Below are 21,230 nucleotides of genomic sequence, written 5' to 3' on the forward strand. Positions count from 1 at the left end.
GCGCGGGTTGCGACTGCCGAGGTCACGCTCGCTTCGCTCGCATGACGGTCGCTCAGGGGGATATCTGGCGCGCGCAGAACTGCGCGCGCCAGATAGTAGCCGCGCTGAGGCGACCAAGCGATGCGCGAGTGCGCCACGCCCTTTCAGTCCGCCGGAAGACAAACCGTGGCTTCCGAGCCTGCGGACGCTCCGCTCCCGCAGACACCAGGGTAGCGGTTGATTCACCGCACAAAGCAGGGCCTGGTCACGCGTATCTGACCACTGTCGGTCGCGCAGATTCCTCGATTCGGGCCGAGTTGCGAGCAGCGGAAACTGCGGTGTGGTCTCGACCGGTCCGGCGCGGCCGACTCGGCCGCGCCGGACCGGTCAGGGCGCTCACCGACCTTGTTTGGTGTCGCTTAGAGCAGCCGAGGATTCGGGGGTTCGATCTCGTGGCCGCACCGCGGGCATCGGTAACTGCCGGTCTCCCCGTCGTCGCCGTTGAACTTTCGCGTCGGGCCGACGTACCGGCAGTTCGGACACCGCCGGATGGGAAGCTGTATCACGTCCAAAGCGACGGCCGGGAGCGGGAAAAGTCGCCCGCCGACGACTCGGCGGGCGACTTTTCCCGCTCCCCGCCGGTTCGTGAGCCGAGTCGATCACCCCGGCGCACGCCGAGTGGGACTCGGAAAACAGCGGAAATCGCGGGGTAGTACGTCGTCCCTAACAGCGGAAATTCCGGTGACGGCGCGGAGAGCCGACTGCGCCTCCGGGAGGGGCCGCCGGAGCAAAACAGCGGAAACGGCGGGGTGGCCGGGACGGCCGCAGGTCGGCGGAGCGACCACGCACGAGTCGACGCCGAGCGCGGGACTCATCACTCTCCGGCCCCGAGGTCCGACGAATGACGGTCCGACGCGAGGACGGTGTCCACATCGAGGCGGGGCAAACCTACGTCGCGGACGCCTCCAGCGCGGTCGGCGACGTGAACCTCGTGAGCCACGCGCACGCCGACCACACGTTCCGGACGGCTCCCGACACCGTGGTCTGCTCGGCCGAGACCGCCGCGCTGGTCGAAGCCCGGACCGGCGCGACTCTTCCGGAGTACCGCGAGGGAACAGACGAGGTGACGCTGTACCCCGCAGGTCACGTCGTCGGCTCGCGGGCCGCGCTGGTCGAGGCCGACGGTGCGGGCGACCCCGCAGGGGAGGCGCGACGCTACCTCTACACCGGCGACTTCTCGGTCCGCGACCGCCTCTACCTCGACGGGTTCGAGCCGGTCGAGGCCGACGTGCTCGTGATGGAGACGACGTACGGCGACCCCCGGTATCGGTTCCCGCCCGAGCGGGAACTCCAGGGCGAGATTCGCGACTGGCTGGCTGACAACGACGAGCGACCGCTCGTGCTGTTCGGCTACGCGCTCGGCCGCGCTCAGAAGCTCCAGTGGCTCGCCCGCGAGGCGACCGACCGCCCTCTGCTCGTCCACGAGTCGATCCGGACGGTGAACGACGCCATCGAGTCGGCCACGGGCCTCGACTTTCCCGCGGAGACGCTGCCCGCAGGTGACGACCCGTCTCTCGCCGACGGCGCGCCCGACCTCGCGGGCGACGAGATTCTCGTCCTGCCCACCCATCACTCGCGGAGCGACTGGGTCGAGGAGGTGGCCGAGCGCTACGACGCCCTGAAGGCGGGCTTCTCCGGCTGGGCGGTCGAGGAGTCGTTCCGCTACCGCGGGGGCTACGACGCGACGTTCCCCTTCTCGGACCACTGCGACTTCGACGAACTGGTCGACGTGGTCGAGGCGGTCGACCCGGAGGTCGTCTACACCCACCACGGATTCGCGGCCGAGTTCGCGGACTACCTCACTACCCACCACGGCTACGACGCCCGACCGCTGCTCGGCGACCAGACGCGACTCGATCAGTTCTGACGGGCGTTCGGGACCGCCTCTGACTTTCACCGATGCGGCAGCCCCGGCCCCGGTACCAACCTTTACCACGCTGAACTACCATGTTCGATATATGCCAGAAGTCGCAATCGTCGGCGGCGGCCCCGCCGGACTGAGCGCCGGACTGTTCACCGCGAAGAACGACCTCGACACGGTCGTCTTCGACACCGACGAGACGTGGATGCACAAGGCCCATCTGTTCAACTATCTCGGCATCGACTCGATGGACGGCACCGAGTTCGTGGAGGACGCCCGCGAGCAGGCCGAGGGCTTCGACGCCGACATGCGCGTGGGCGAGGAAGTCACGGCGGTAGAGCGCGTCGGCGATGGAGACGCTGGCGGCTTCACGGTCACGACCGACGATGCCGAGTACGACGCTACGTACGTCGTATTCGCGACCGGGACCGACACCGACCTGCTCGAAGATCTCGGCGTCGAGTTCACCGACGAGGACCTCGTGGACGTGGACCTCTCGATGGAGACCAGCGTCGACGGTGCCTACGCCACGGGCGCAATGATCCGGAATCAGGAGTGGCAGGCGGTCATCTCGGCGGGCGACGGTGGCGCGGCCGCGCTCGACATCCTCAGCAACGAGAAGGGCGAGCACTTCCACGACTTCGACGTGCCCGAGGACGCGGAGTAAGTTCAGAATCGCTCGCGAAGCACGTCCTTCAGAACCGCTCGCGAAGCACGCTCTTGACCTCGGAACTCGTGGTCGGCGACGCGCGCGCCATCGCCCCGATCAGCACGTAAAGGCCGAGCTCCCGGTCGAGCCACGCGACCGAGACCTCGTCGTCGTCCGCGTAACCACCGAGTTCGTCCTCGACGTACTCGAAGTCGCCGCTGATCGCCGCGACGAGCCGGAGGGTCAGTTCGTCGCCGGATTCCACGGCCTCTTCGACAGCCTCGAACGCTCGCTCTCGAATCCTGCGCACGTCCTCGCTACTCTCGACGGTGACGTGCTCGTCGTTCGCGACGCGCTCGCGCAGCGACTCGAACGCTTCCATCCGGACCAGCGTCTCGTGAGCCGACAGGACGACGCTGGCGCGCCGTCCGGTCGCCCGCTCCTCGTCGATCCCGTCGGCGTATTCGAACCCGCGATACAGGTCCTCGAGCGCGACCGCCACGGGCGTCCCCTCGATATCGCGGTCGACGAACGACGAGGCATCGCCGGGGTCGCCGTCCGGGAGCGACGCCCGCCGGTCGTCGAGTGTCGCGGTCAAGTCTTCCCCGGCGGCTTGGAGTCCGTCGCGAACGTCGCGGGGGTCGTCCAGCGAGTCGGCGTACCGCTCGAACACGTACTCGGCGTCGTCGAGCGCGGCCCGCGCCTCCCCGATTCGGCCCGCGAGTTCGGCCACGGTCGTCGGGTCCTCCGGCATGGCGCGGCTTCGCTCGGCCGCGCCCCTGGATCTGCCGACGGCGTACGCGACCAGTTCCTCGACTTGCCCGTGAGCCAGCACCGTGCGGACGGGCTCACTGCCGACGTAGCGCCACTGGTGGCGGAACGCGTCGATATCGTCGCGGAGGTCGGGAACCGTGTCCAGCACGTCGGCGCGGGTCAGCCCGTCGTCGATGGCCTCCCATCCGGCGGCGACGCCGCGTGCGTTTCCGCGAGCGTCGCGGAGCCGAACCATCGTCTCCGCGTCCGTCGGCGCGTCGCGTGCGTCGTCGAGTTCGGCGGACGCGTCCTCGTATCGTCGCGAGAGCTCGTCGCGGATCGCCCCGTTGGGGATCTCCTCGTCGTCGAACGGCGCGGGCACCGACGAGAGGAGATCCCGTGCGTGGTCGGCCGACGCGTCGAGGTGCGACTGCTCGACGTCGACCGGCAGCGTCTCGGCCACGGTCGGTGGGTCGGCCGAGAGCGCGTCCGCGAACGCTTCCCCGTCGATTTTGGGCGGCTCGTCCTCTGAGGAGAGACCGAACTCGTTGCAGCCCGCGAGGCTGGCGGCCCCGGCGAGCGCGAGGAACCCCCGTCGGGTCGCGCTGGTCGGTCCACGGCGTCTTCCATTCGACCGGCCCTCCGTCATCGTTCGCCCTCTGTCATCGTTCGTCCTCCGTCGTGGTGTCGCTCGTTTCGGAGTCGGTCGTCTCGGTGGCGCTCGTCGCCGGGCCGAGGTTCGGCGGTTCGGTCGTGGTTCCGTTCTCGCGCTCGCGAATGCGCCGACGCTCGTCACAGCCGCGACTGCTCCATCCCGAGCCGTGGCTCGACACGCGGTCGGGGTCGAGCATGTCCGGGATGCGGATGAGCCACGAGACGCCGTCGCGCTCGTCGACGCGACAGTCGGTGTCGGCGTCCCGGTAGCGACCGCCGAACTGCGTCTCGACCTCCGTGGCCGACCACGCGACGTAGCAGAGTTCGGGCGACCGACACTCCTCGACGCTCCGGGACTCGACGTAGAGCGTCTCGGCTTCGAAGTCGGTGTCGGAGACGAACTCCCGGGCCTCGCCCGCCCCGTCGACGTCGGCGATGCCGAGGCGCTCGGCGACCGATGCGGACGCGACGAGGCCGCGCGAGCGCGCACGTTCCGGTCGACCAGCAGTCGTGGACTCGGTCGCGGTCTCGTCTTCGTCGCGAGGGAGCCACACCGGCGGTTGCTCGTCAGGGGCGCGCAGGTCGACCCTGTCGGGATCCCTCTCGACGTTCTCGCCGCGGGGGCTTCCGGGCGGGGCGTCCGAGGAGTCGCTCACCGACGACCGGCTACAGCCGGCGAGTCCTGTCAGGAGTGCGGCCGCTCCGCTGAGGAGTCGCCGCCGCGTTCGGGGGACCATACTGGGTAACCCGAATGACAGCCCATTAATTTTTTCGAGTCCTCGGCACGGATAGGGGGTTCCGGAGATTGGAACGTTCGACGCGGGTGACATTGTCTCACAGAGGTAACGGTAGGCGGAGTTTCACTTCCCGGCTCCGGCGGGGGGTCAGGGAGTCATTACTTGCCCGTGGCGACGGACCGCCCTCGACAGGAACGCGGAACCCGGAAAACGCTCGGCTTGCCAGTGACCGGGGGGAGAAACTACCCTCGCAGAGGGGGACGAATCGTCCCATGAACCGGTTTGAAAGGTATGAACGATTCGTGAACCGTCGGCGGAATCGGAACATCGGGACGTAAACCCGCGTTGACGTGTTCCGAAACGGTTCGAATGAGCGGAACGCGGTTCAACCGAGTTACCGCTTGATGTGGGTGGACCGGCAGTGTACTGACGGGGAGAAAAAATGGCTACGAAAAACTCCACGTTCACGGAGACCATCGAGGAGTGCGAGTCCTGTGGACAACAGACGCCACACGACGTTCGCATCGAGATCCAGACCGAGAGCACGAAGACGGAGAACACGGAGTTCTCTCGCGAACCGTACCGAGTCACCGAGTGCGAGGAATGTGGAACGACCGAGAACAAGCGGATGAACAACGCCTGAAGCCGTTTTCCGTCGGGCGAATCGAGCACCGAGGAGCTTTTTCGGGTCGCCGTGTCGGCAGTGGCGGCAGTGTTACCAGCGTCAGCGATATCGCGACCGCCGGAAAATACGTATCGCGGTATAGGATTTACTCCTGCTCGAACGCGTCGGCCAACTCCGAGCGCATGAACTCCCGGCGGACCTTCCGGGCGCGCTCCTCCGAGAGGTAGTTCGACAGTACGACGCGGGGATCGTCGCTGCCCTGCTCGGCCGCGATGTCCTCCAGTCCCTCCAGCACGGCTTCCAGCGCCGAGGTGTAGGTGTCGTACCAGTACCGGCGACAGAGCTGTGGGCTCGGCCGCTCGCCCTCAATTTCCGCCGGAAGGTCGGCCCGCTCGGCGAGTTCCCGGAACCACGACCAGATCGTCTCCCGGGTGGCGTGAGCTTTCGCGCCTTGTTCGGTGGGAAACAGGTGGCCCGACCACTCCTCGCGGGCCGCGAGTTCGTCGAGTCTGTCGTCGAGCGCGTCGAGGCCGTACACCACGTTCACCTCGCCGGGGCCGTTCTTCCGCTCCGCGAAGGTGACGTACGGCACTTCGTCGTCGGCAACGTCGCGGACGAACTGCGAGACGTGGAGGCTCGCGACCTCGTTGGCTCGCAGGCCCCACGCGGCGAGCGCGACCACGAGCAGGCGCTCGCGCGGGCTCTCGGCCGCTCGAACGAGCGCGCGGACGTGCTCGGGCGCGAGCGGCGAGGGGTCCGAGTCGTCGGCCTGCCAGCGGAACTCCTCGTGGAGTCCCGTCGCGGGGTTGACCGCGGCGAGGCGACGCCCGACGAGGTGCTGGTACCAGCTGTCGACGACGCTCCGAACGCGAGTCTTGGTTCTGGCGTGGTAGTCCCGACCGTTCAGCCAGTCGAACGCCGCATAGCACGCGCCGACCGCCTCGTGGGTCGGCGTTTCGGCGTCGATGGCGACCGGCGACAGCAGGTCGTCCTCGCCGTTGGCTTCGCGATACGCGCGCACGTAGAGATTCAAGCGGCGGCGCTTGGTCTCGATGGTCGACCGGCTGACCGCGTGGCGGGTCCGCCGCCGGTCGAGGAACGTCTCCAGCGCGTCGCGGGTGTCGGGGTCGTCGGTCGCCCAGTCGTACCCCGATTTGCCGCCGAGTCCGAGGTCCTCGCGCCAGAACTCGCCGAACGACCGGTCGTGGTGACGCCGGAGCGCGGCCAGAAACGCCCGCAGGCCCTCCTCGCGGAACCACTGGTGGCTGGGTCGGTCCGTCTCGGGGTCGCAACCCTCGGCTTCCAGACGGGGCGCGATCACCTCCCAGTAGAGTTCCCGGAACTCGTCCAGCGAGCAGGTCGTCCAGCGCACGCCCGCGAACGGGTCGCCGGTGGCGTTCGAGTCTTCCGAGTCCGAATTCGAGTCCGGTTCAGACCGCGAATCTGGGCTGCCGGCCGCGTCCGAATCCGAGTGGTCGGTCTCGGTCGCGGTCACGCGCCGGTCCCTCCCACGCGTTCTCCGCGTCGTGTTTCAGATGCGCCGCGAGAGCCGGGGAGAAGCGGTCTCACTCCGCGCACCCGGATATTCAAGCAGGGCATAATCCACCTACTCGGCTCTTCTGTCTTATCAGTTATGGTTCCGTGGAGATAACGGTCCGCTGTGGCCTGTTAGACCCACGGAATATCGGCGGCCTACTGGCACGCAGAAGGTAAATCACATAGCGATATACAAAATGGCTGGCGTGGGACGGTGAGACTCCAGAGGAGTTAGCAGGTCTGTAATGCGTGAATTTGACCGATTCGATCAGCGGATACTGCCTCAGATTGTTCTCCGTACGGCCATTCTTGATATACTTCCAACTATGGAGGCGAATTTTTGAGACTTCCAGCAGTGTAGCCACTCAGGCAACCGCTAACACGAATAGAGCACCTCACTACCCAATACCTGTTCTTGGGTTACCCGATCCGAAGACTCGTCATCCATATTGGGAACAACCAGAGACGATTTCAAAAAAGCGGGCTGTTTGAACGTGATTCATCTGGACTCCTCATCTGCGACCGGCCCGAGGTACTCCCAGTGAGTGTCGTCTGTTCCGTCGGGTCTCGGTTCGTGTTGAATCCGATAGAGGATGTCTCGTGAATCACCATCTTCCGATGTTTCGGTGACTTTAACGAGGACGTGTTCTGGAGATGAGTCGGTTATTTCGTAGTCCAACACACCGTCACGTGCGTCCAACTCTTCGTTCACTGCTCGCTTCAAATCGAAATCGTTCCCGTTACCACCGACCGGGGAAGGAACCATACTGGTAGTTTCTCCCGGAGTGTATTGAATCCCGGACCCTCAAACGATACGTGGCCGTCCTAGAAGGTGATTTGCCATCACTATCATAACTACTGTCGTATGCAGTGAGGCTAGTAGTCTCAACCGGTGAGGCTAGTGGTCTCAACTTCTCACTGGCGTGGCGGGGGCGAGTAGCGGTGGCGGAAGGGCTGAACTGCGGCCACGTGGGAATTCCAGCAGTGAAACCTCGATCGAACATGTGCCGGACAACTTCGATGGGGGTTCGAGGACAACGCGGTCGCATGGCGACCGTTCAACCGATTTCGTCGGTGGTGATGGCTCTCCTCCTGCTGGGGATCGGCCTCTGGTTACGCTCTGTAGAGGACTGGCAGTCGTACGCTCCCGCCGGGGCCGGCGGGACCAGTGGCAAGACTGGACACGCCGCCGAGAAACCGTCCGGGATAGTGCGGTGGCTGACCACCGTCGACCACAAGGACGTGGGACTGTTGTACGGGGTGTTCGGACTGCTGTCGTTCGCGTGGGGCGGCATCGCGGTCGTCCTGATGCGGACCGAACTCGTGACTCCGCCGGTGGACCTGCTCGGCGCGAACTTCTACAACGCGCTGCTGACCACCCACGGAATCACGATGCTGTTCCTGTTCGGGACGCCCATCCTCGCGGCCGTCTCGAACTACCTGATACCCCTGCTCATCGGCGCGGACGACATGGCGTTCCCGCGGATCAACGCCATCGCGTTCTGGCTGCTCCCACCGGGCGCGCTCCTCATCTGGGGCGGCATCCTGCTCGAACCCCTCGGCGTGGGCGTCGAGGGCGCTCAGACCGCGTGGACACTCTACCCGCCGCTTTCGGTCGAGCAGGCCAACCCCGGCGTGGACCTGCTGCTGCTGGGCCTCCACCTGACGGGGGTTTCAGCGACGATGGGGGCGGTCAACTTCGTCACGACCATCTTCACCGAGCGCGGCGATGACGTGACGTGGGCGAATCTCGACCTGTTCTCGTGGACCGTCCTCGTCCAGTCCGGCCAGATACTGTTCTCGTTCCCGTTGCTCGGCAGCGCGCTCGTAATGTTGCTACTCGACCGGAACTTCGGCACGACGTTCTTCGCGGTCGACGGCGGGGGAGCGATGTTGTGGCAGCACCTGTTCTGGTTCTTCGGCCACCCGGAGGTGTACATCCTCGTGCTGCCGCCGATGGGACTCGTGAGCCTGATTCTGCCGAGATTCGCGGGACGAAAGCTGTTCGGCTTCAAGTTCGTCGTCTACTCCACGCTCGCGCTCGGGGTCTTGTCGTTCGGGGTCTGGGCCCACCACATGTTCGCGACCGGCATGGACCCCCGACTTCGGGCCTCCTTCATGGCGGTCTCCATCGCCATCGCGCTCCCGAGCGCGGTCAAGACGTTCAACTGGATCACCACCATGTGGAACGGCCGGGTCAGGCTCACCGCGCCGATGCTGTTCTGCATCGGCTTCGTCGCCAACTTCATCATCGGCGGCGTGACGGGCGTGTTCGAGGCGGCGATTCCGGTCGATCTGGTGCTCCACGACACGTACCACGTCATCGCGCACTTCCACTACGTCATCATGGGAGCCATCGCGTTCGCGGTGTTCGCGGCGGTGTACTACTGGTTCCCGCTGTTCACCGGTCGGTGGTACCAGAAGACGCTCGCCAAGTGGCACTTCTGGCTGTCGATGGTCGGCACCCAGCTCACCTTCTTCCCGATGATCATGCTCGGCTACGGCGGGATGCCCCGCCGCTACGCGGGCTACGACCTCACGGTCGGTCCGGTGTCGTACTTCGCGGATCTCCACCAACTCGCGACCGTCGGGGTCTACCTACTCGCGCTCGGCCAGCTGATCTTCGTCTGGAACGTCGTCACCTCGTGGCTCGAAGGCCCCGCAGTCGAGAGCGGCGACCCGTGGAACCTAGAGCAAGATGGACTGCGCACGCACGAGTGGGCGTGGTTCGAGCGCAAGCAGGAGACCGCGCTGACCGAATCGGACCAGACGATGGCCGACGGCGGTGAGGTGAGCGAAAGCGGCGACGCGGTCGACAGCGGAAAAGTGCCCGACAGTGGCGAGGTGGCTGACGGCGGCGACGCGGTCGACAGTAGCGAGATGGCCGACGACAAGTAGCACCGATCACTAGCAAAGTGGCTCCTCCACGCCGCGGGCGCTGGTGCGCTCCGACGAGTCGGAGCGCACCAGCGCCCGCGGAAGGTGTGGTATCGATCTCTCGAAGCGGGTCAGAAAAGCCGTCGTCAGTCGGTTCTACGCCGGCGGTCCGCCTACGCCGGCGGTCCGCCTACACCAGCGTGTCGGGCCGGTCGCCGAGGTAGTCGAACACTGCGCCGAGCGTGAAGCCGTACGAGAAGTGCGCGCCGAGGGTCAGCCCGAGGTAGAGCACCATCGCGAGCCCGGTGTACCCCTCGTAGAACGCCGGCGCGAACCCGGTCCACAGCACGAACCCGAACGGGAGGCCCTTCGTCGCGTACTTCTCGCCGGGAAGGTACGAGCCGATGGAGGCGAACAGCAGCGGCCACATCACCATCCCGGTCAGCAGGAACAGGACGAAGCCGACCGCGATGGGGCTCAGCGGGAGCAGCATGTTGAACCCGGTCAATTCGGCCAGCGTGCCGAAGCTCGACAGCTCGAACGCGCCGAGCGACCGGGCGATGAGTAACCCCACGGTCAGCGCGCCGGTGCCGACCAGCCCGCCGACGGCACCGATCATCCCGTCGGTGACGATGCCCGCGAGGTGGTCGAACTCCGGTTCCCCCACTTCCGTCACGTCCTCCGAGACATCGGCTGTCGACTCCCGTCGTTCCCCTTCCATGTTTAATGATAACACGTACCAATTCAAAAGCGTTCTTGCCGGCTCGCACTCGTCCGTTCGGAACCGATAAGTGTATGTGTGTTGTTGACGCACATCATGACAGTTCCGGCCGACCCGATTCGGCCCTCGCTCGTCGCACTCCACCCGGCCCAATCCGGAATCATTCCCAGAGGGACGCGGGTCGAAGTGTTCCAGCAGATATTCGACGTCTTTCTGGTGCTCGGCACACTCGTCGGCGTCGTCGTCGTCGGATACATGGTGTACAACGCGTACAAGTACCGCGACGACGGTGGGGAGCGCCCCGACGACGCACCCAAAGTCGGCGAACTCCCGACCGGCGGTGGGGGCGGCCGGAAGCTGTTCCTCTCGTTCGGGCTGAGCACCATCATCGTGGTCTCGCTCATCCTCTGGACGTACGGCACCCTACTGTACGTCGAGGACGAGGCGACGGTCGAGGGCGGTGACGACGTGCAGATCGACGTGGTCGGCTACCGGTTCGGCTGGGACTTCGTCTATCCGAACGGACACGAGACGAGCACGCTTCGCGTCCCGGCGAACGAGACGGTACAGTTGAACGTCACATCCGAGGACGTGTTCCACACGTTCGGGGTCCCGGAGTTACGGGTGAAGACCGACGCCATCCCCGGCCAGCAGACCCAGACGTGGCTCGAAGCCGAGGAGACCGGGACGTATCGAGCACGCTGCTTCGAGATCTGTGGAGCGGGCCACTCCTACATGACCGCGGAGGTCGAGGTCATGCGACCCAGCGACTACGAGAACTGGTACGCGAACACCAGTGCGGAGAACAGTTCTGCGGTGGCCGGTCCGAGTGAGATCGGACCGCGGGCGACCGCCGGACCACGAGCCAGCGCCGTCTCGCAGGGGGTGGTTGGATGACGGACGAAACGAGTGACCCGCGGACGGACGGTGGTGAGCGCGTGCGCGAATCTCGTCGGGGAGCGAAGCGGACCGACGGTGGCACCGCGGCGGCGGGCCACGAGACCGACCACCACCACGGCCTGCCGGCCCCGTCGAGCATCAAGCGCTGGCTGGTCACGACCAACCACAAGGACGTCGGCATCCTCTACACGGTCACGGCGCTGTTCTTCCTCGTGTTCGGTGGCGTGTTGGCCCTGCTGATGCGAGTCCAGCTCTGGACGCCCGGCGCGACCATCTTGGAGCCCCTGCAGTACAATCAAGCGGTCTCCGCCCACGGGCTCATCATGATCTTCTGGTTTCTCTCGCCGTTCGCGTTCGGGTTCGCCAACTACGTGGTGCCGCTCCAGATCGGCGCGAAGGACCTGGCCTTCCCACGGCTGAACGCGCTGTCGTACTGGCTCTACCTGTTCTCGGGCATCCTCTTCGGGGTGTCGTTCTTCCAGGGAGGCACCTTCGCGGGCGGCTGGACGATGTACGCACCGCTGAACCTCCCGGTGTACACGCCCAACATCGGTGCGAGCACCGCGGTGCTCGCGCTGTTGCTGTTCGTGGTGTCGGTGACCGTCTCGTCGGTCAACTTCCTGACCACGATGCACCGGATGCGCGCCGAGGGGCTGACCCTCAGACGGATGCCGCTGTTCACGTGGACCATCCTGCTCACCACGTGGATGATGCTGTTCGCGTTCGCGGCGCTGCTGGCGGCGCTGATGATCCTCTCGGCCGACCGGCTCATCGGCACCCAGTACTTCGCGGCGACGGGCCACGCCGGGTCGCTGCTGTGGGCCCACCTGTTCTGGTTCTTCGGGCACCCGGAGGTGTACATCGTCTTCTTCCCGGCGCTCGGCGTGATGGCCGAGTGCTTCCAGACGTTCACCGGCAAGCGCATCGTCGGCCGGAAGTGGTTCATCGCGGCGATGGTGCTGGTGGCGCTCCAGAGCTTCCTCGTCTGGATGCACCACATGTTCCTGACCTCGATCAACCTCGAGATCAAGACGCTGTTCATGGCGACCACCATCGGCATCTCGCTGCCGTTCGACCTGATGGTGTTCGCGCTCGTCTACACCATGCTGAAGGGGCGGGTGCGCTTCACCACGCCGTTCCTGTTCTCCTTTGGCGCGCTCGTCCTGTTCATCCTCGGCGGCATCACGGGCGTCTTCCTCGGTGCGGTCGTGCTCGACTACGAGTTCCGCGGCACCTACTGGGTGGTCGCGCACTTCCACTACGTGATGGTTGGCGGCATCACCGCGCTGGTCGGCGGCCTCTACTACTGGTACCCCAAGATGACGGGGAAGATGTACGACAAGTTCCTCGGGAAGCTCCACTTCGCGATGTACTTCGTCGGGTTCAACCTGCTGTACTTCCCGATGTTCGTCGCGTGGGAGACGCCCCGTCGGGACTTCGTCTACCCCGAGATCTACACGACGTGGCACCAGCTCTCGACGGTCGGGGCGTTCCTGCTCGGCGCGTCGTTCCTCGTGATGTTCTACAACCTCTGGGTCAGCCTCTCCACCGGTGAGGACGCCAGCGACAACCCGTGGCAGTTCTCGACCACGACCGAGTGGGCGATCCCCTCGCCCCCGCCACTGGAGAACTTCCCGGGCAAGCCGTCGTTCAGCAGCGGCTCGCTGGAGTTCCTGCCCGACGGTAGCGACGCGGGCGACATCGAGCCAGCGGGTCCCGGCGGCCGCGAACCCGCGGCGACCGACGGCGGCGAAGCTACCACGGACGGCGGCGAAGCGGCGACGGATGGTAGCGAAACCGACGCGGACGACGGAGAGGACGATGACGACGGGAAACTCGTGACCGACGGTGGCAGAGTGATGACCGACGGCGGACAGCCGATGACCGACGACGAGCAAGTCGTGGCGGACGACGGGACCGCTGGCGCTGCCGACGCGAACGCTGGCGTCGCAGACGAGAAAGCCACGGACGGCGGAACGGTCACCGTCTACGACGAGCACGCGGCCGACGACGAGGAGCACGGCGAGGACCACGCGAGCATCTGGCCGTTCAGGATCGGCCTCACGTCGTTTCTCTTCCTCGTCGGTCTGTCGGGACTGCGCCAGGGGAGCTTCCCCGAGGGTCTCGAAGGCGGTGCGTACCTCGGGCTGACCGTGGTTGCAGGCGTCGGCCTGCTCTGGGCGCTCGTCGGGATGGGCCGCGAGGAGTTCCACGGCCTCGAAGGGCCGTTCGGCGAGAGCTGGCCGTTCACCGGGATCAACAACACGAAGCTCGGCGTGTGGATCTTCCTCGCGAGCGACGTGGTGCTGTTCGGCGCGTTCGTCGGCTCGTACGCGTTCATCCGCGTGGCGGAGGGCTGGCAGAACAACTGGCACCACCTCATCCCGGCCGACCACGTCGTGCTCCCGGGGCTCATCAACACCTACCTGCTGTTGACCAGCAGCTTCACCGTCGTGCTCGCACTGGTGGCCTGCGAGAAGCGGAGCAAGTGGGGCCTCATCGGCTCGCTGGCGACGACGCTCGTGCTCGGGATCGCGTTCCTCATCAACAAGGCGATGGAGTGGCAGCACCTGTTCCACGTCCACAGCGAGGCGTTCCCCAACGGCTGGAACATCGGGACGAACGTCGCGTCGTCGACGTTCTACCTCACGACGGGGCTGCACGCGCTGCACGTCATCGCCGGGCTGGTAATCACGCTGTATCTCATCGCCCGCGCGTGGAACGGGGCGTACCTCGACGACGACCAGCCGGTCGAGCTGTTCGGCCTCTACTGGCACTTCGTCGACATCGTGTGGCTGTTCCTGTTCCCGCTGTTCTACATCCTGTAGACCAATGACCGGGAAATTCACCACGCGCTCGGCGCGCACAACCCCGCGAGGAATCGCCCGCTCGATCACGGCAGACACGACTACCCGATCCACGCGACGCAACACCACGGAGGAACGATGAGCCACCTCAGACTCTACACCGGTATCTTCGCCGCGCTGGCAGCGTTCGCGACCGCACAGGTGTTCGTCGAACAGGCGGGCGGACTCCCGTACTGGACCGCCTTTTGGGTCATCATCGCGCTGTCGCTCGTGAAGGCGGTGCTGGTGGCGTGGTACTTCCAGCACCTCAAGTGGGAGCCCAGATCGGTGTCGGCCACGATATTCACCGGCCTGCTAGCGGCCATCGCACTGACCGCCGCGGCGGCCTACTCCATCCTGTAGGTCGTTCGGTTCGCGTCTCTCGACGGAGCGACGGACGAGCGACTCCTTTTCGCAGAACTCTCCTCGCAGACCCCGCTTGGTAGACTCCGCTTCGCCGAACGGCTGTCTTCGAGTCGGCCCGTGTTACCACCGCTCGGACCTCGTCGCGTCGCAACCGGCTCCGTATCCGGGCGTCGAGAGACGACAGCTGTTTCGCGTTCGTTAAGACGACGGCTGTTCCCCTTTCATCAGGTCCTCACGTGCGCGTCCGCGGCGGCGCGCCGCCGCGGACGCGCACGTGACCGTCGTGGACTGTGGATTGGCTTCGCACGAGAGAGTACAGAGGCGACACCATCTCACGCCTGCGCCATCGACACCGCGAGGTACGTGAAGAAGAAGAAGGCGTACACCGCGACCAGCGACGCGACTACCTTCAGGTGGTACACGAACAGGTCCTCGCGCTCGGCCTCCATCGCCGACTCGTAGGCCTCGCGCTCGTCGTCGGTCCAGCCGTCGTGCGCGTCGCCGACGTGGAGCGCCCGCAGGCGCTCGGTCCGGAACGGCCGACCGCAGTGGGGACACTGAACCGGCGTCTCGCCGTCGGGGACGTGGAAGTCGGTGTCGGGGATGGCGAGGCTCATCAGCCCCCGGAAACCAGCAGCTTCACCGCGACGACCAGTACGAAGAGCGAGCCGAACAGCCACGCGCTCAAGAGCGCGGCCTGCGCGCTGTGGACGCCGCGGCTGCGCGCCGAGCTGTACGTTCCCCAGAGCGCGAACCCGAGCAGGAGCGCGCCGAACGCCCCTGCCACCGTGGTCCAGCCACCGATTCCGGCCGCCAGCGAGGCGTCGCTGACGAGCAGCACCGCGCCGCCGCCGACGACGGCGACCATCAGCACGAATCCCGCCGACCACGTCGCGGGCGAGCCGAGCCCGCCGGACTCGCCGCGTCCGCCCGCCGCGGGCGCGGGTTCGTAGGTCCGCCAGTTTTCCAGCCGCGAGGCGAGCGCCCACACTGCGAGCAGCAACGCCCCGGTCACGAGGGCGCTCGCCAGATACCCTGTTTCGACCATAGCGTGCGTTCCTTGTGAGTTGTTCGACCGTATCCGGCATAAGTGTTAACTTTTACCAATGGGGGGGTGTCTCGGTCGGCCCCGCTGGTGGACCCTACCTCCGGCGACGGTCGGGCCGTGCTACTGGGTACCATTGTTCAGCCAGTTTTAATAGCCAACCCGTAAAATCCGAAGTTACGTCAGTCGCCCGGAGCCGCCGGGCGCACGAGGTGACGAATCCATGACCTGCCCACCCAATCGGACTCACGCACTCGGCATCGGTGCCGCCAGTGAGTGGTCCGGGATTCCAGCGAACTTCGCCCGTTCCGGGCTCGACGCCGTAACCGGCGTGCGGGCCGGGCGGCCGAAGTTCGCTGGTCGGGTGGACGTCGTGGGCGACATCTATCGCCTTGTCGAGACCACTCCGACCGCGTAAGGCGGCGGCCGACGGATCGACGTTCCGTCGCGCCCGCGTGCTTCGGCACGCGACGCCGGTCGGCTCGCTTCCTCCCGAATCCACGACCCGGAAGCGAGCCGCGTGCGTCGGACGCGTGGTCTCGGACCCACGTCCTTCTCCGGCGCACTCTCCGGTAACTCCCGCCTTCGCGGATCGGACGAACCGGTAGCCGACACTTCGCTCCCGGACGAGCACCGAACCACCAGGTTACGCTCGTCGGGAGACCAAGACACATGAACGCACTCCAGATCGACGCGACAGCAGACCTCGAAGTCAACGTTCCGCGCGGCGACGACGGCACGCTCCAGGACGGCGTCACCACCGTCCTCGACCGGAGCGGCGCGGTCGCCCGCGCGGAGGTCGTCGACGTGAACGGCGTCAGGCCGACGCTCAACGACCTCCGCGTGGACGCCTCGGTTCGCGTGAGCGTCCGCCTCGACGAGACCGTCGAGGACGAGCGGGCCGCCGTCCGCGACGCGGTCGCCGACGGGTTCGGCGTCCAGACGGTCACCGCGGTCGAGACCGACCGCTCGGCCTGACAGCCGGACCCCTCACGGTTCCCGCAGCGCGGGCTTCGACGCATCGCCAGCCGACCGAACCACACACCACACTCGGAACCATGCGAGACACGCAGTACGCGACAGCACTACCGACTCGAACGACCCTACGGCACGCAGCAACGCAGATCGTCGACGCCGCGGTCGGCTACGCCGTCTGCGCCGCCGTCGTCTGCGTCGCGGCCGCGACGTTCCTCGCGGCCGCGGCCGTGTTCGCGGTGGCTCTCCTCGCCACGGTCGCCGCACTGCCCGCGCATCCGCCCGCTCTGCTCGCGATCGCCGCGGTCACGACGGTCGCGCTGCACGCGCTCCCGCTACTCGCGCTCCGCGCCGCGGTTCGCGTCGCAGACGCGACCGCGGCCTGGTAGCGAAACCGCGGCGCGATAACGTAACCGCGGAGAACAGCCCGAACGCGGCCGCGACTCCGGTCGGCAGTCGCCGACCGGAATCGCGGCCGCGTTCCGAAGCCACTACCCGGACCCGCCCGCTGGCACTCAAGCCCTCCTTGCCGCCCGTAAGGGCAGCCATAACAATGGGAGCGCGGCCCAGAGAACGGGACGACATGGACCTGCTCAAAGACATCACGCGAGAACTACGGGGCGACGACGGGCCGTCTCGAAGCGACAGTCAGTCCTCTCGAAGCGACGGCGGATCGGCTTCCGACGGCGGCCGATCCGGCGGCGCGACCGCGGTTCGGGCCGACTCTACGGGCGAGACGACCGAACCGAACGGTGCGAGCGACGACGCGTCCGACACCGATTCCGCGGGCGACGACACCCACGTCTGCTCGTTCTGCGAGACCGAATTCGACGCCGACCGACGAGCCTGTCCCGACTGCGACGCCGAGATCGTCCTTCGCGGCGCGCGGTAGGTCGACGGGACTCACTTTCTGCCGGCCAGAAATCCCGTATTTCCGGGGGAGTGCGGCGGGCCTACCGCCGGGCGGGCGAGAACTTTTAGGCCGGTCGCTGTCGTGGCAGTGAGCCATGACCCGCCGGTACGCCCGCCGACAGTTCCTCCAGTCCGCCGCGGCGGCCGGCCTCGGCGCGACGGCGGGGTGTACGTCTCTCCTTTCTTCCGACAGCAGGCGCAACGACGCGAATCCGCCGGCCAGTCCGGCTCACCGAGACGGACGGGGACAACCGCCGGAGACGAGCGAGCCCACGGATCCCATCGAAGCGGCGGCCGCGAACTACGACCCGGTGGACGTACGCGGCGCGCTGTACGTGCCTGCGCGTGCGTGGAACACGTTCCAGATGTGGCACGACTACGACCCCGCCGTGATCGAGCGCGATCTGGGCTACGCCGATTCGGTCGAGGTGAACGCCATCCGGACCTGGGTCAGCTTCGAGCAGTACGAGCGGGACTCGGCGGCGCTCGAACGCGCCGTCGACCACTTTCTCGCGACCGCGGACGACTACGGCATCGAGGTGCTGTTCGGCCTGTTCGAGAGCGTGGGTCAGGAGCCCACCGAGGAGAACCTCCACGACACAGACCCGCTGACCGCCCCGCCGTGCCAGTCGCCGTCGAGCATCGTGATGCAGAACGAGTACCTGTGGGACGACCCCCGGGAGTACGTCCGCTGGTTCATGGAGCGGTACGGCGACGACGACCGGCTACTCGCCATCGAGGTGATGAACGAGCCGGGCTGGCTCCCCGACATGGAGCACTTTGCGGCCGGGATGTTCGAGACGATGGCCGAGCACCGCGGGTCGGTTCCGCTAACGGTCGGCTCGACCAGCCTGGCCAACAACGCCGAGTACGTCGACTGGGGGTCGGACGTGCTACAGTTCCACTACAACTTCCCGAACACGCGAGAGAAGTACCACGACCTGCTCCCGCAGGCCACGCAACTGGGCCGGGACCTCGACGCGCCGGTGTACCTCAGCGAGTGGCAGAAGACCGCCGACTTCGGCTGGGACAGCTCCGCCGCCGTCGAGAACTGGGAGCCGGACTACGCCTCCATCGCGCCGGTGATCCACCGCCACGGCGTCGACAACTTCTTCTGGTCGCTCATGGTCAAGCCCGCCTACGTCCGATACATGCGCAAGCGCGGCATCATCAACGGCCTGTTCCACGAGGACGGCGCGGTGTGGAACGTCGACGACGCGCGGGCCATCAAGGCGATGTCGGGCGATTCGGAGGTCGACCTGGACGAGCGCCGGGAGTGGCCCGACTGGGCGAAGAAGGTCGAACGCCACGCCCGCGGCGAGTGAGAACTCGCGTCTAACTACGGCTCAGTACAGCTCTCCGCCGAGCGGGACGTCCTCGTCTGGGCCGACCAGCACGGGGTGGCCCTCGTCGTCGGGGACGCCCACGGTCAGCGCCTCGCTCTTCTCGCCGGCGATGCGGACCGACCCGAGGTTCGTCGCGCAGAGCACCTGTCGACCCACGAGGTCGGCCGGCTCGTAGTTGTAGCCGGTCTGGGCGACCGACTGGACCACCTCGTCGCCGAGGTCGACCTGCAGGATGGCCATCTCGGGCTTGTTCGTCTCGGGGAACGACTCGGCGTCGACGACTTCGCCTATCTGGAAGGTCGTCTCGAAGAGGCTCTCGGTCATGAGTTCGGGTATGGCGCGGCGTGACTTAAAGAGTGACCGCCGAGAGGATGGTTACGAGTTCGACTTTTCTTGAGTTCCAGACCCTCTATCGGTTACGAGGAGTGACCTCGACACCCCGGCGCGTGCTGCGCGGCGTCTCGGCGAGCGTTGCGAGCCGAGGCTCGTGGGAGCTGTGCGCCCACGGCGTCTCGACGAGTGAAACGAGTCGAGGGTCTCAGCGCGTGCGCTGACGGCGCTCTCGTGCGCCGCGCAAAGCGCGCGAGGGACGAGTAGCGTGGTTCGAGAGAGCTTCGCTCTCTCGTCATCCCGAAATTCTGTGATTTTCGGAGACAACGAAGCGAGCAACGCAGGCGGCTGGGGAGGTCCGAGGCTGCGGTGTCTGCGCGAGTGAAACGAGCGCAGGCTCGGCAGAGCTTGCTCTGCCGGTGCTGTGCGGTCGCGGTGCTGTCACGCCTCGGCTCAAGGAATAGCTAGCTCAGTATTCTCACTCCCAGCGAAGTAGTTCGCCGCCAAGCTAGCTTCTGCTTGAGCCGAGACGTGACCGCAACAGCACCGCAACCGCGGGCCTCACGCCTCCCCAGCCTCCTGCGCTTCTCGCCCTCCGTTTCACTCCGGGCTGCGATACTCGTCCCTCGCGCGCTTGGGCGCGGCCATGAACGGCCGCGCCAGCGCGCGCCGGGGTGGAAAATCGGGACAGCGCACGCCGCGTAGATGGCCGAACCAGCGCGAGTTGCATGAAGATCGAGTTGCCGAATCGGATTAAGAGTTCACCGAGCGCAGGCTCTCGGACTCGTTCACAGTCGCAGTTTCGACAACTGTCGCAGTCTCGTCCACTCCTCCGGACTCGCTCGGCCGTTTAACCCGAATCTCGTTCTCGGAGAAGTCGTTACCCGTCAGCGTCGCGTTCTCGGCGTCCGCATAGATCCCCACGAGATTCCCCTCGATGGAGTTGTTCGCGACCGTGGCGCCCGTCACGTTCGCCAGCCGGATTCCGTAGGCGTTCGAGGCGGTCTCCACCTCTCGAACCGTCACCGAGCCGTTCGCCGCGCGGACGCCCGCGTGCCAGTCGGACACCGCGAGGTTTCGGACCGTTACGTTCTCGGCGTCGACCACGCCGACGCCCGCGGTGTGGCTCACGCCCCGGCCGTCGAGGGTGTTGCGGCCGCCGTCGAACGTCACATCGTCGGCCGTGATTTCGATGCACGATTGAGAGATGGCGGTCCCGCCGCCGTTTTCGACGTCGCTCGCCAGCACGTACGTCCCCGACTCGTCGATGGTCGTGCAGGAGTAGATCTGCGTCTGGGCGGCGGACTCCGCACCGGCACTCCCGCCGGCCGGTCCGCCACCAGCAACGTCACTGGTCGCTCCTCCACCGGCAGCGAGCGCGGACCCCGGGCCCACGGCGAGCGCGAATCCGGAGCCGACCACGAGCGCGAGGACGAGAGCGGCAAGTGTGCGAGCGTCGCGGCGAGTCATGCACGCGCCAACGACGACGGCACAGTTATACCTCGTGGCGGTTCCGCGTGCAACTTCGGCGAGACTCGGCGGTAAACGAGGACTAACGCGGTACCCGACCCTCGACGGGTCCCGTCGCTCCGCCCGGACGCCCGCTCACCGTCCGCCGGTGCGGCACTGCTCGCAGACTGCCACCTCGGCCGAGATCGACCCGTCGGCAGGCCCGACGGGAAGGACCGTCACTGGGACGTACTCCCGACAGTACGCACAGCGCTCGATGGCCGTGATTCGCGTGTCCATACGTCTCCCGTCAGACCCCCACTACTCAAATTTTACTCTGGCTGTCAACCTGTATAAATAAATCTTGTGGCCGAATCTCCGCTTCCCGCCCCCAATTTTTCAATGCGAAATTCGGTGTTCTTATAGCGCAAGCCGTTTAGTCCCGACGCCCGTAGCGCGGTTCGATGACCGATTCCGAGGACGACCCGGGTAGCGAGGCCCCCGCGACGAGCGACGGGCGCGCGCGCGACGAGACGGCAGGCGAGTCCGGCAGCGAAAGTTCGACAGTCACCACAGATTCGTCCACGGCGTCGGCGGCCGACTCCGCGG

The 21,230-nt window shown here is 66.4% G+C and carries 23 protein-coding genes; 12 read left to right on the forward strand and 11 right to left on the reverse strand.

Annotated elements, in window-relative coordinates:
• Positions 1-398 precede the first annotated feature (398 nt).
• On the reverse strand, positions 399-545 hold the full coding sequence (locus DPQ64_RS19315; protein ID WP_198662143.1) for a hypothetical protein: 147 nt from the start codon (positions 543-545) through the stop codon (positions 399-401).
• A 335-nt stretch (positions 546-880) separates the two neighbouring features.
• Here DPQ64_RS19315 and DPQ64_RS14475 point away from each other — a divergent pair, with 335 nt between their 5' ends.
• Positions 881-1,906 (forward strand): MBL fold metallo-hydrolase, encoded by a 1,026-nt coding sequence (locus DPQ64_RS14475; protein ID WP_115865027.1) that lies wholly within the window; start codon positions 881-883, stop codon positions 1,904-1,906.
• Positions 1,907-1,997: 91 nt separating this feature from the next.
• Entirely contained in the window at positions 1,998-2,567 is a 570-nt protein-coding gene (locus DPQ64_RS14480) for an FAD-dependent oxidoreductase (RefSeq protein WP_115865028.1), read from the forward strand.
• A gap of 28 nt (positions 2,568-2,595) precedes the next feature.
• Here DPQ64_RS14480 and DPQ64_RS14485 read toward each other — a convergent pair whose 3' ends face one another.
• Positions 2,596-3,951 (reverse strand): serine/threonine-protein kinase, encoded by a 1,356-nt coding sequence (locus tag DPQ64_RS14485; RefSeq protein WP_115865029.1) that lies wholly within the window; start codon positions 3,949-3,951, stop codon positions 2,596-2,598.
• Positions 3,952-3,964: 13 nt separating this feature from the next.
• Positions 3,965-4,693: a hypothetical protein gene (locus DPQ64_RS14490; RefSeq protein WP_115865030.1), complete on the reverse strand. Its 729-nt coding sequence runs from the start codon at positions 4,691-4,693 to the stop codon at positions 3,965-3,967.
• A gap of 442 nt (positions 4,694-5,135) precedes the next feature.
• On the opposite strand from DPQ64_RS14490, the gene DPQ64_RS14495 reads away from it, so the two are divergent.
• Positions 5,136-5,336: a DUF7835 family putative zinc beta-ribbon protein gene (locus DPQ64_RS14495; RefSeq protein WP_115865031.1), complete on the forward strand. Its 201-nt coding sequence runs from the start codon at positions 5,136-5,138 to the stop codon at positions 5,334-5,336.
• A 127-nt stretch (positions 5,337-5,463) separates the two neighbouring features.
• On the opposite strand, the gene DPQ64_RS14500 is transcribed toward DPQ64_RS14495, so the two are convergent.
• Both DPQ64_RS14500 and DPQ64_RS18890 read right to left on the reverse strand, forming a co-directional pair.
• Positions 5,464-6,813, reverse strand: a complete 1,350-nt coding sequence (locus DPQ64_RS14500; RefSeq protein ID WP_232820591.1) for a tyrosine-type recombinase/integrase — start codon at positions 6,811-6,813, stop codon at positions 5,464-5,466.
• 540 nt (positions 6,814-7,353) lie between these two features.
• On the reverse strand, positions 7,354-7,620 hold the full coding sequence (locus tag DPQ64_RS18890) for a hypothetical protein (protein WP_157971720.1): 267 nt from the start codon (positions 7,618-7,620) through the stop codon (positions 7,354-7,356).
• A gap of 314 nt (positions 7,621-7,934) precedes the next feature.
• On the opposite strand from DPQ64_RS18890, the gene DPQ64_RS14505 reads away from it, so the two are divergent.
• Positions 7,935-9,752 carry a cbb3-type cytochrome c oxidase subunit I gene (locus DPQ64_RS14505; RefSeq protein ID WP_115865044.1) on the forward strand — a complete coding sequence of 606 codons (1,818 nt, stop codon included), beginning with the start codon at positions 7,935-7,937 and terminating at the stop codon, positions 9,750-9,752.
• 169 nt (positions 9,753-9,921) lie between these two features.
• Here the strand turns inward: DPQ64_RS14505 and DPQ64_RS14510 are convergent, their stop codons facing one another.
• Positions 9,922-10,452, reverse strand: a complete 531-nt coding sequence (locus tag DPQ64_RS14510; RefSeq protein WP_115865032.1) for a DUF6789 family protein — start codon at positions 10,450-10,452, stop codon at positions 9,922-9,924.
• A gap of 96 nt (positions 10,453-10,548) precedes the next feature.
• Here DPQ64_RS14510 and coxB point away from each other — a divergent pair, with 96 nt between their 5' ends.
• From coxB to DPQ64_RS14525, 3 genes are all read left to right on the forward strand, one after another.
• Entirely contained in the window at positions 10,549-11,349 is an 801-nt protein-coding gene (coxB, locus tag DPQ64_RS14515) for a cytochrome c oxidase subunit II (protein ID WP_115865033.1), read from the forward strand.
• Entirely contained in the window at positions 11,346-14,180 is a 2,835-nt protein-coding gene (locus tag DPQ64_RS14520) for a cbb3-type cytochrome c oxidase subunit I (protein WP_115865034.1), read from the forward strand. Before coxB ends, DPQ64_RS14520 begins: the two co-directional genes overlap by 4 nt.
• A 117-nt stretch (positions 14,181-14,297) precedes the next feature.
• Positions 14,298-14,561: a cytochrome C oxidase subunit IV family protein gene (locus DPQ64_RS14525; RefSeq protein WP_115865035.1), complete on the forward strand. Its 264-nt coding sequence runs from the start codon at positions 14,298-14,300 to the stop codon at positions 14,559-14,561.
• Positions 14,562-14,896: 335 nt separating this feature from the next.
• Here the strand turns inward: DPQ64_RS14525 and DPQ64_RS14530 are convergent, their stop codons facing one another.
• Together DPQ64_RS14530 and DPQ64_RS14535 are read right to left on the reverse strand one after the other, a co-directional pair.
• Positions 14,897-15,181, reverse strand: a complete 285-nt coding sequence (locus DPQ64_RS14530) for a DUF7410 domain-containing protein (protein ID WP_115865036.1) — start codon at positions 15,179-15,181, stop codon at positions 14,897-14,899.
• Positions 15,181-15,612: a hypothetical protein gene (locus tag DPQ64_RS14535; RefSeq protein WP_115865037.1), complete on the reverse strand. Its 432-nt coding sequence runs from the start codon at positions 15,610-15,612 to the stop codon at positions 15,181-15,183. Before DPQ64_RS14535 ends, DPQ64_RS14530 begins: the two co-directional genes overlap by 1 nt.
• Before the next feature lie 220 nt (positions 15,613-15,832).
• On the opposite strand from DPQ64_RS14535, the gene DPQ64_RS14540 reads away from it, so the two are divergent.
• From DPQ64_RS14540 to DPQ64_RS14560, 5 genes are all read left to right on the forward strand, one after another.
• Complete coding sequence (locus DPQ64_RS14540; protein WP_115865038.1) at positions 15,833-16,027, forward strand: hypothetical protein; 195 nt, start codon at positions 15,833-15,835, stop codon at positions 16,025-16,027.
• Positions 16,028-16,281: 254 nt separating this feature from the next.
• On the forward strand, positions 16,282-16,587 hold the full coding sequence (locus tag DPQ64_RS14545) for a hypothetical protein (protein WP_115865039.1): 306 nt from the start codon (positions 16,282-16,284) through the stop codon (positions 16,585-16,587).
• Between the two features lie 80 nt (positions 16,588-16,667).
• Positions 16,668-16,973, forward strand: a complete 306-nt coding sequence (locus DPQ64_RS18895; RefSeq protein ID WP_157971721.1) for a hypothetical protein — start codon at positions 16,668-16,670, stop codon at positions 16,971-16,973.
• A gap of 164 nt (positions 16,974-17,137) precedes the next feature.
• Positions 17,138-17,476 carry a hypothetical protein gene (locus DPQ64_RS14555; protein WP_157971722.1) on the forward strand — a complete coding sequence of 113 codons (339 nt, stop codon included), beginning with the start codon at positions 17,138-17,140 and terminating at the stop codon, positions 17,474-17,476.
• A gap of 115 nt (positions 17,477-17,591) precedes the next feature.
• Positions 17,592-18,821, forward strand: coding sequence for a glycoside hydrolase 5 family protein (locus DPQ64_RS14560; RefSeq protein ID WP_232820592.1), 1,230 nt, complete (start codon positions 17,592-17,594; stop codon positions 18,819-18,821).
• 21 nt (positions 18,822-18,842) lie between these two features.
• On the opposite strand, the gene DPQ64_RS14565 is transcribed toward DPQ64_RS14560, so the two are convergent.
• The 3 genes from DPQ64_RS14565 to DPQ64_RS18900 all read right to left on the reverse strand — a co-directional run bounded on the left by DPQ64_RS14565 (position 18,843) and on the right by DPQ64_RS18900 (position 20,921).
• On the reverse strand, positions 18,843-19,166 hold the full coding sequence (locus tag DPQ64_RS14565) for a tRNA-binding protein (RefSeq protein WP_115865041.1): 324 nt from the start codon (positions 19,164-19,166) through the stop codon (positions 18,843-18,845).
• Between the two features lie 759 nt (positions 19,167-19,925).
• The gene (locus tag DPQ64_RS14570; RefSeq protein WP_115865042.1) at positions 19,926-20,642 is read right to left on the reverse strand and encodes a right-handed parallel beta-helix repeat-containing protein; all 717 of its coding nucleotides are present in this window, start codon (positions 20,640-20,642) and stop codon (positions 19,926-19,928) included.
• Positions 20,643-20,777: 135 nt separating this feature from the next.
• A complete protein-coding gene (locus DPQ64_RS18900; protein ID WP_157971723.1) occupies positions 20,778-20,921 on the reverse strand; it encodes a hypothetical protein in 144 nt (47 codons plus the stop codon).
• Between the last annotated feature and the right edge of the window lie 309 nt (positions 20,922-21,230).

It is taken from the genome of Halorussus litoreus (assembly GCF_003382685.1).
GTDB classification, from domain to species: Archaea; Halobacteriota; Halobacteria; order Halobacteriales; family Haladaptataceae; genus Halorussus; species Halorussus litoreus.

Bases quoted from the DNA above. Each gene is read 5' to 3' on its own strand.
- DPQ64_RS14475 (WP_115865027.1), top strand. From the start codon at position 881: ATGACGGTCCGACGCGAGGACGGTGTCCACATCGAGGCGGGGCAAACC.
- DPQ64_RS14480 (WP_115865028.1), top strand. From the start codon at position 1,998: ATGCCAGAAGTCGCAATCGTCGGCGGCGGCCCCGCCGGACTGAGCGCC.
- DPQ64_RS14485 (WP_115865029.1), bottom strand. From the start codon at position 3,951: ATGACGGAGGGCCGGTCGAATGGAAGACGCCGTGGACCGACCAGCGCG.
- DPQ64_RS14490 (WP_115865030.1), bottom strand. From the start codon at position 4,693: ATGGTCCCCCGAACGCGGCGGCGACTCCTCAGCGGAGCGGCCGCACTC.
- DPQ64_RS14495 (WP_115865031.1), top strand. From the start codon at position 5,136: ATGGCTACGAAAAACTCCACGTTCACGGAGACCATCGAGGAGTGCGAG.
- DPQ64_RS18890 (WP_157971720.1), bottom strand. From the start codon at position 7,620: ATGGTTCCTTCCCCGGTCGGTGGTAACGGGAACGATTTCGATTTGAAG.
- DPQ64_RS14505 (WP_115865044.1), top strand. From the start codon at position 7,935: ATGGCTCTCCTCCTGCTGGGGATCGGCCTCTGGTTACGCTCTGTAGAG.
- DPQ64_RS14510 (WP_115865032.1), bottom strand. From the start codon at position 10,452: ATGGAAGGGGAACGACGGGAGTCGACAGCCGATGTCTCGGAGGACGTG.
- coxB (WP_115865033.1), top strand. From the start codon at position 10,549: ATGACAGTTCCGGCCGACCCGATTCGGCCCTCGCTCGTCGCACTCCAC.
- DPQ64_RS14520 (WP_115865034.1), top strand. From the start codon at position 11,346: ATGACGGACGAAACGAGTGACCCGCGGACGGACGGTGGTGAGCGCGTG.
- DPQ64_RS14525 (WP_115865035.1), top strand. From the start codon at position 14,298: ATGAGCCACCTCAGACTCTACACCGGTATCTTCGCCGCGCTGGCAGCG.
- DPQ64_RS14530 (WP_115865036.1), bottom strand. From the start codon at position 15,181: ATGAGCCTCGCCATCCCCGACACCGACTTCCACGTCCCCGACGGCGAG.
- DPQ64_RS14535 (WP_115865037.1), bottom strand. From the start codon at position 15,612: ATGGTCGAAACAGGGTATCTGGCGAGCGCCCTCGTGACCGGGGCGTTG.
- DPQ64_RS14540 (WP_115865038.1), top strand. From the start codon at position 15,833: ATGACCTGCCCACCCAATCGGACTCACGCACTCGGCATCGGTGCCGCC.
- DPQ64_RS14545 (WP_115865039.1), top strand. From the start codon at position 16,282: ATGAACGCACTCCAGATCGACGCGACAGCAGACCTCGAAGTCAACGTT.
- DPQ64_RS18895 (WP_157971721.1), top strand. From the start codon at position 16,668: ATGCGAGACACGCAGTACGCGACAGCACTACCGACTCGAACGACCCTA.
- DPQ64_RS14555 (WP_157971722.1), top strand. From the start codon at position 17,138: ATGGGAGCGCGGCCCAGAGAACGGGACGACATGGACCTGCTCAAAGAC.
- DPQ64_RS14560 (WP_232820592.1), top strand. From the start codon at position 17,592: ATGACCCGCCGGTACGCCCGCCGACAGTTCCTCCAGTCCGCCGCGGCG.
- DPQ64_RS14565 (WP_115865041.1), bottom strand. From the start codon at position 19,166: ATGACCGAGAGCCTCTTCGAGACGACCTTCCAGATAGGCGAAGTCGTC.
- DPQ64_RS14570 (WP_115865042.1), bottom strand. From the start codon at position 20,642: ATGACTCGCCGCGACGCTCGCACACTTGCCGCTCTCGTCCTCGCGCTC.
- DPQ64_RS18900 (WP_157971723.1), bottom strand. From the start codon at position 20,921: ATGGACACGCGAATCACGGCCATCGAGCGCTGTGCGTACTGTCGGGAG.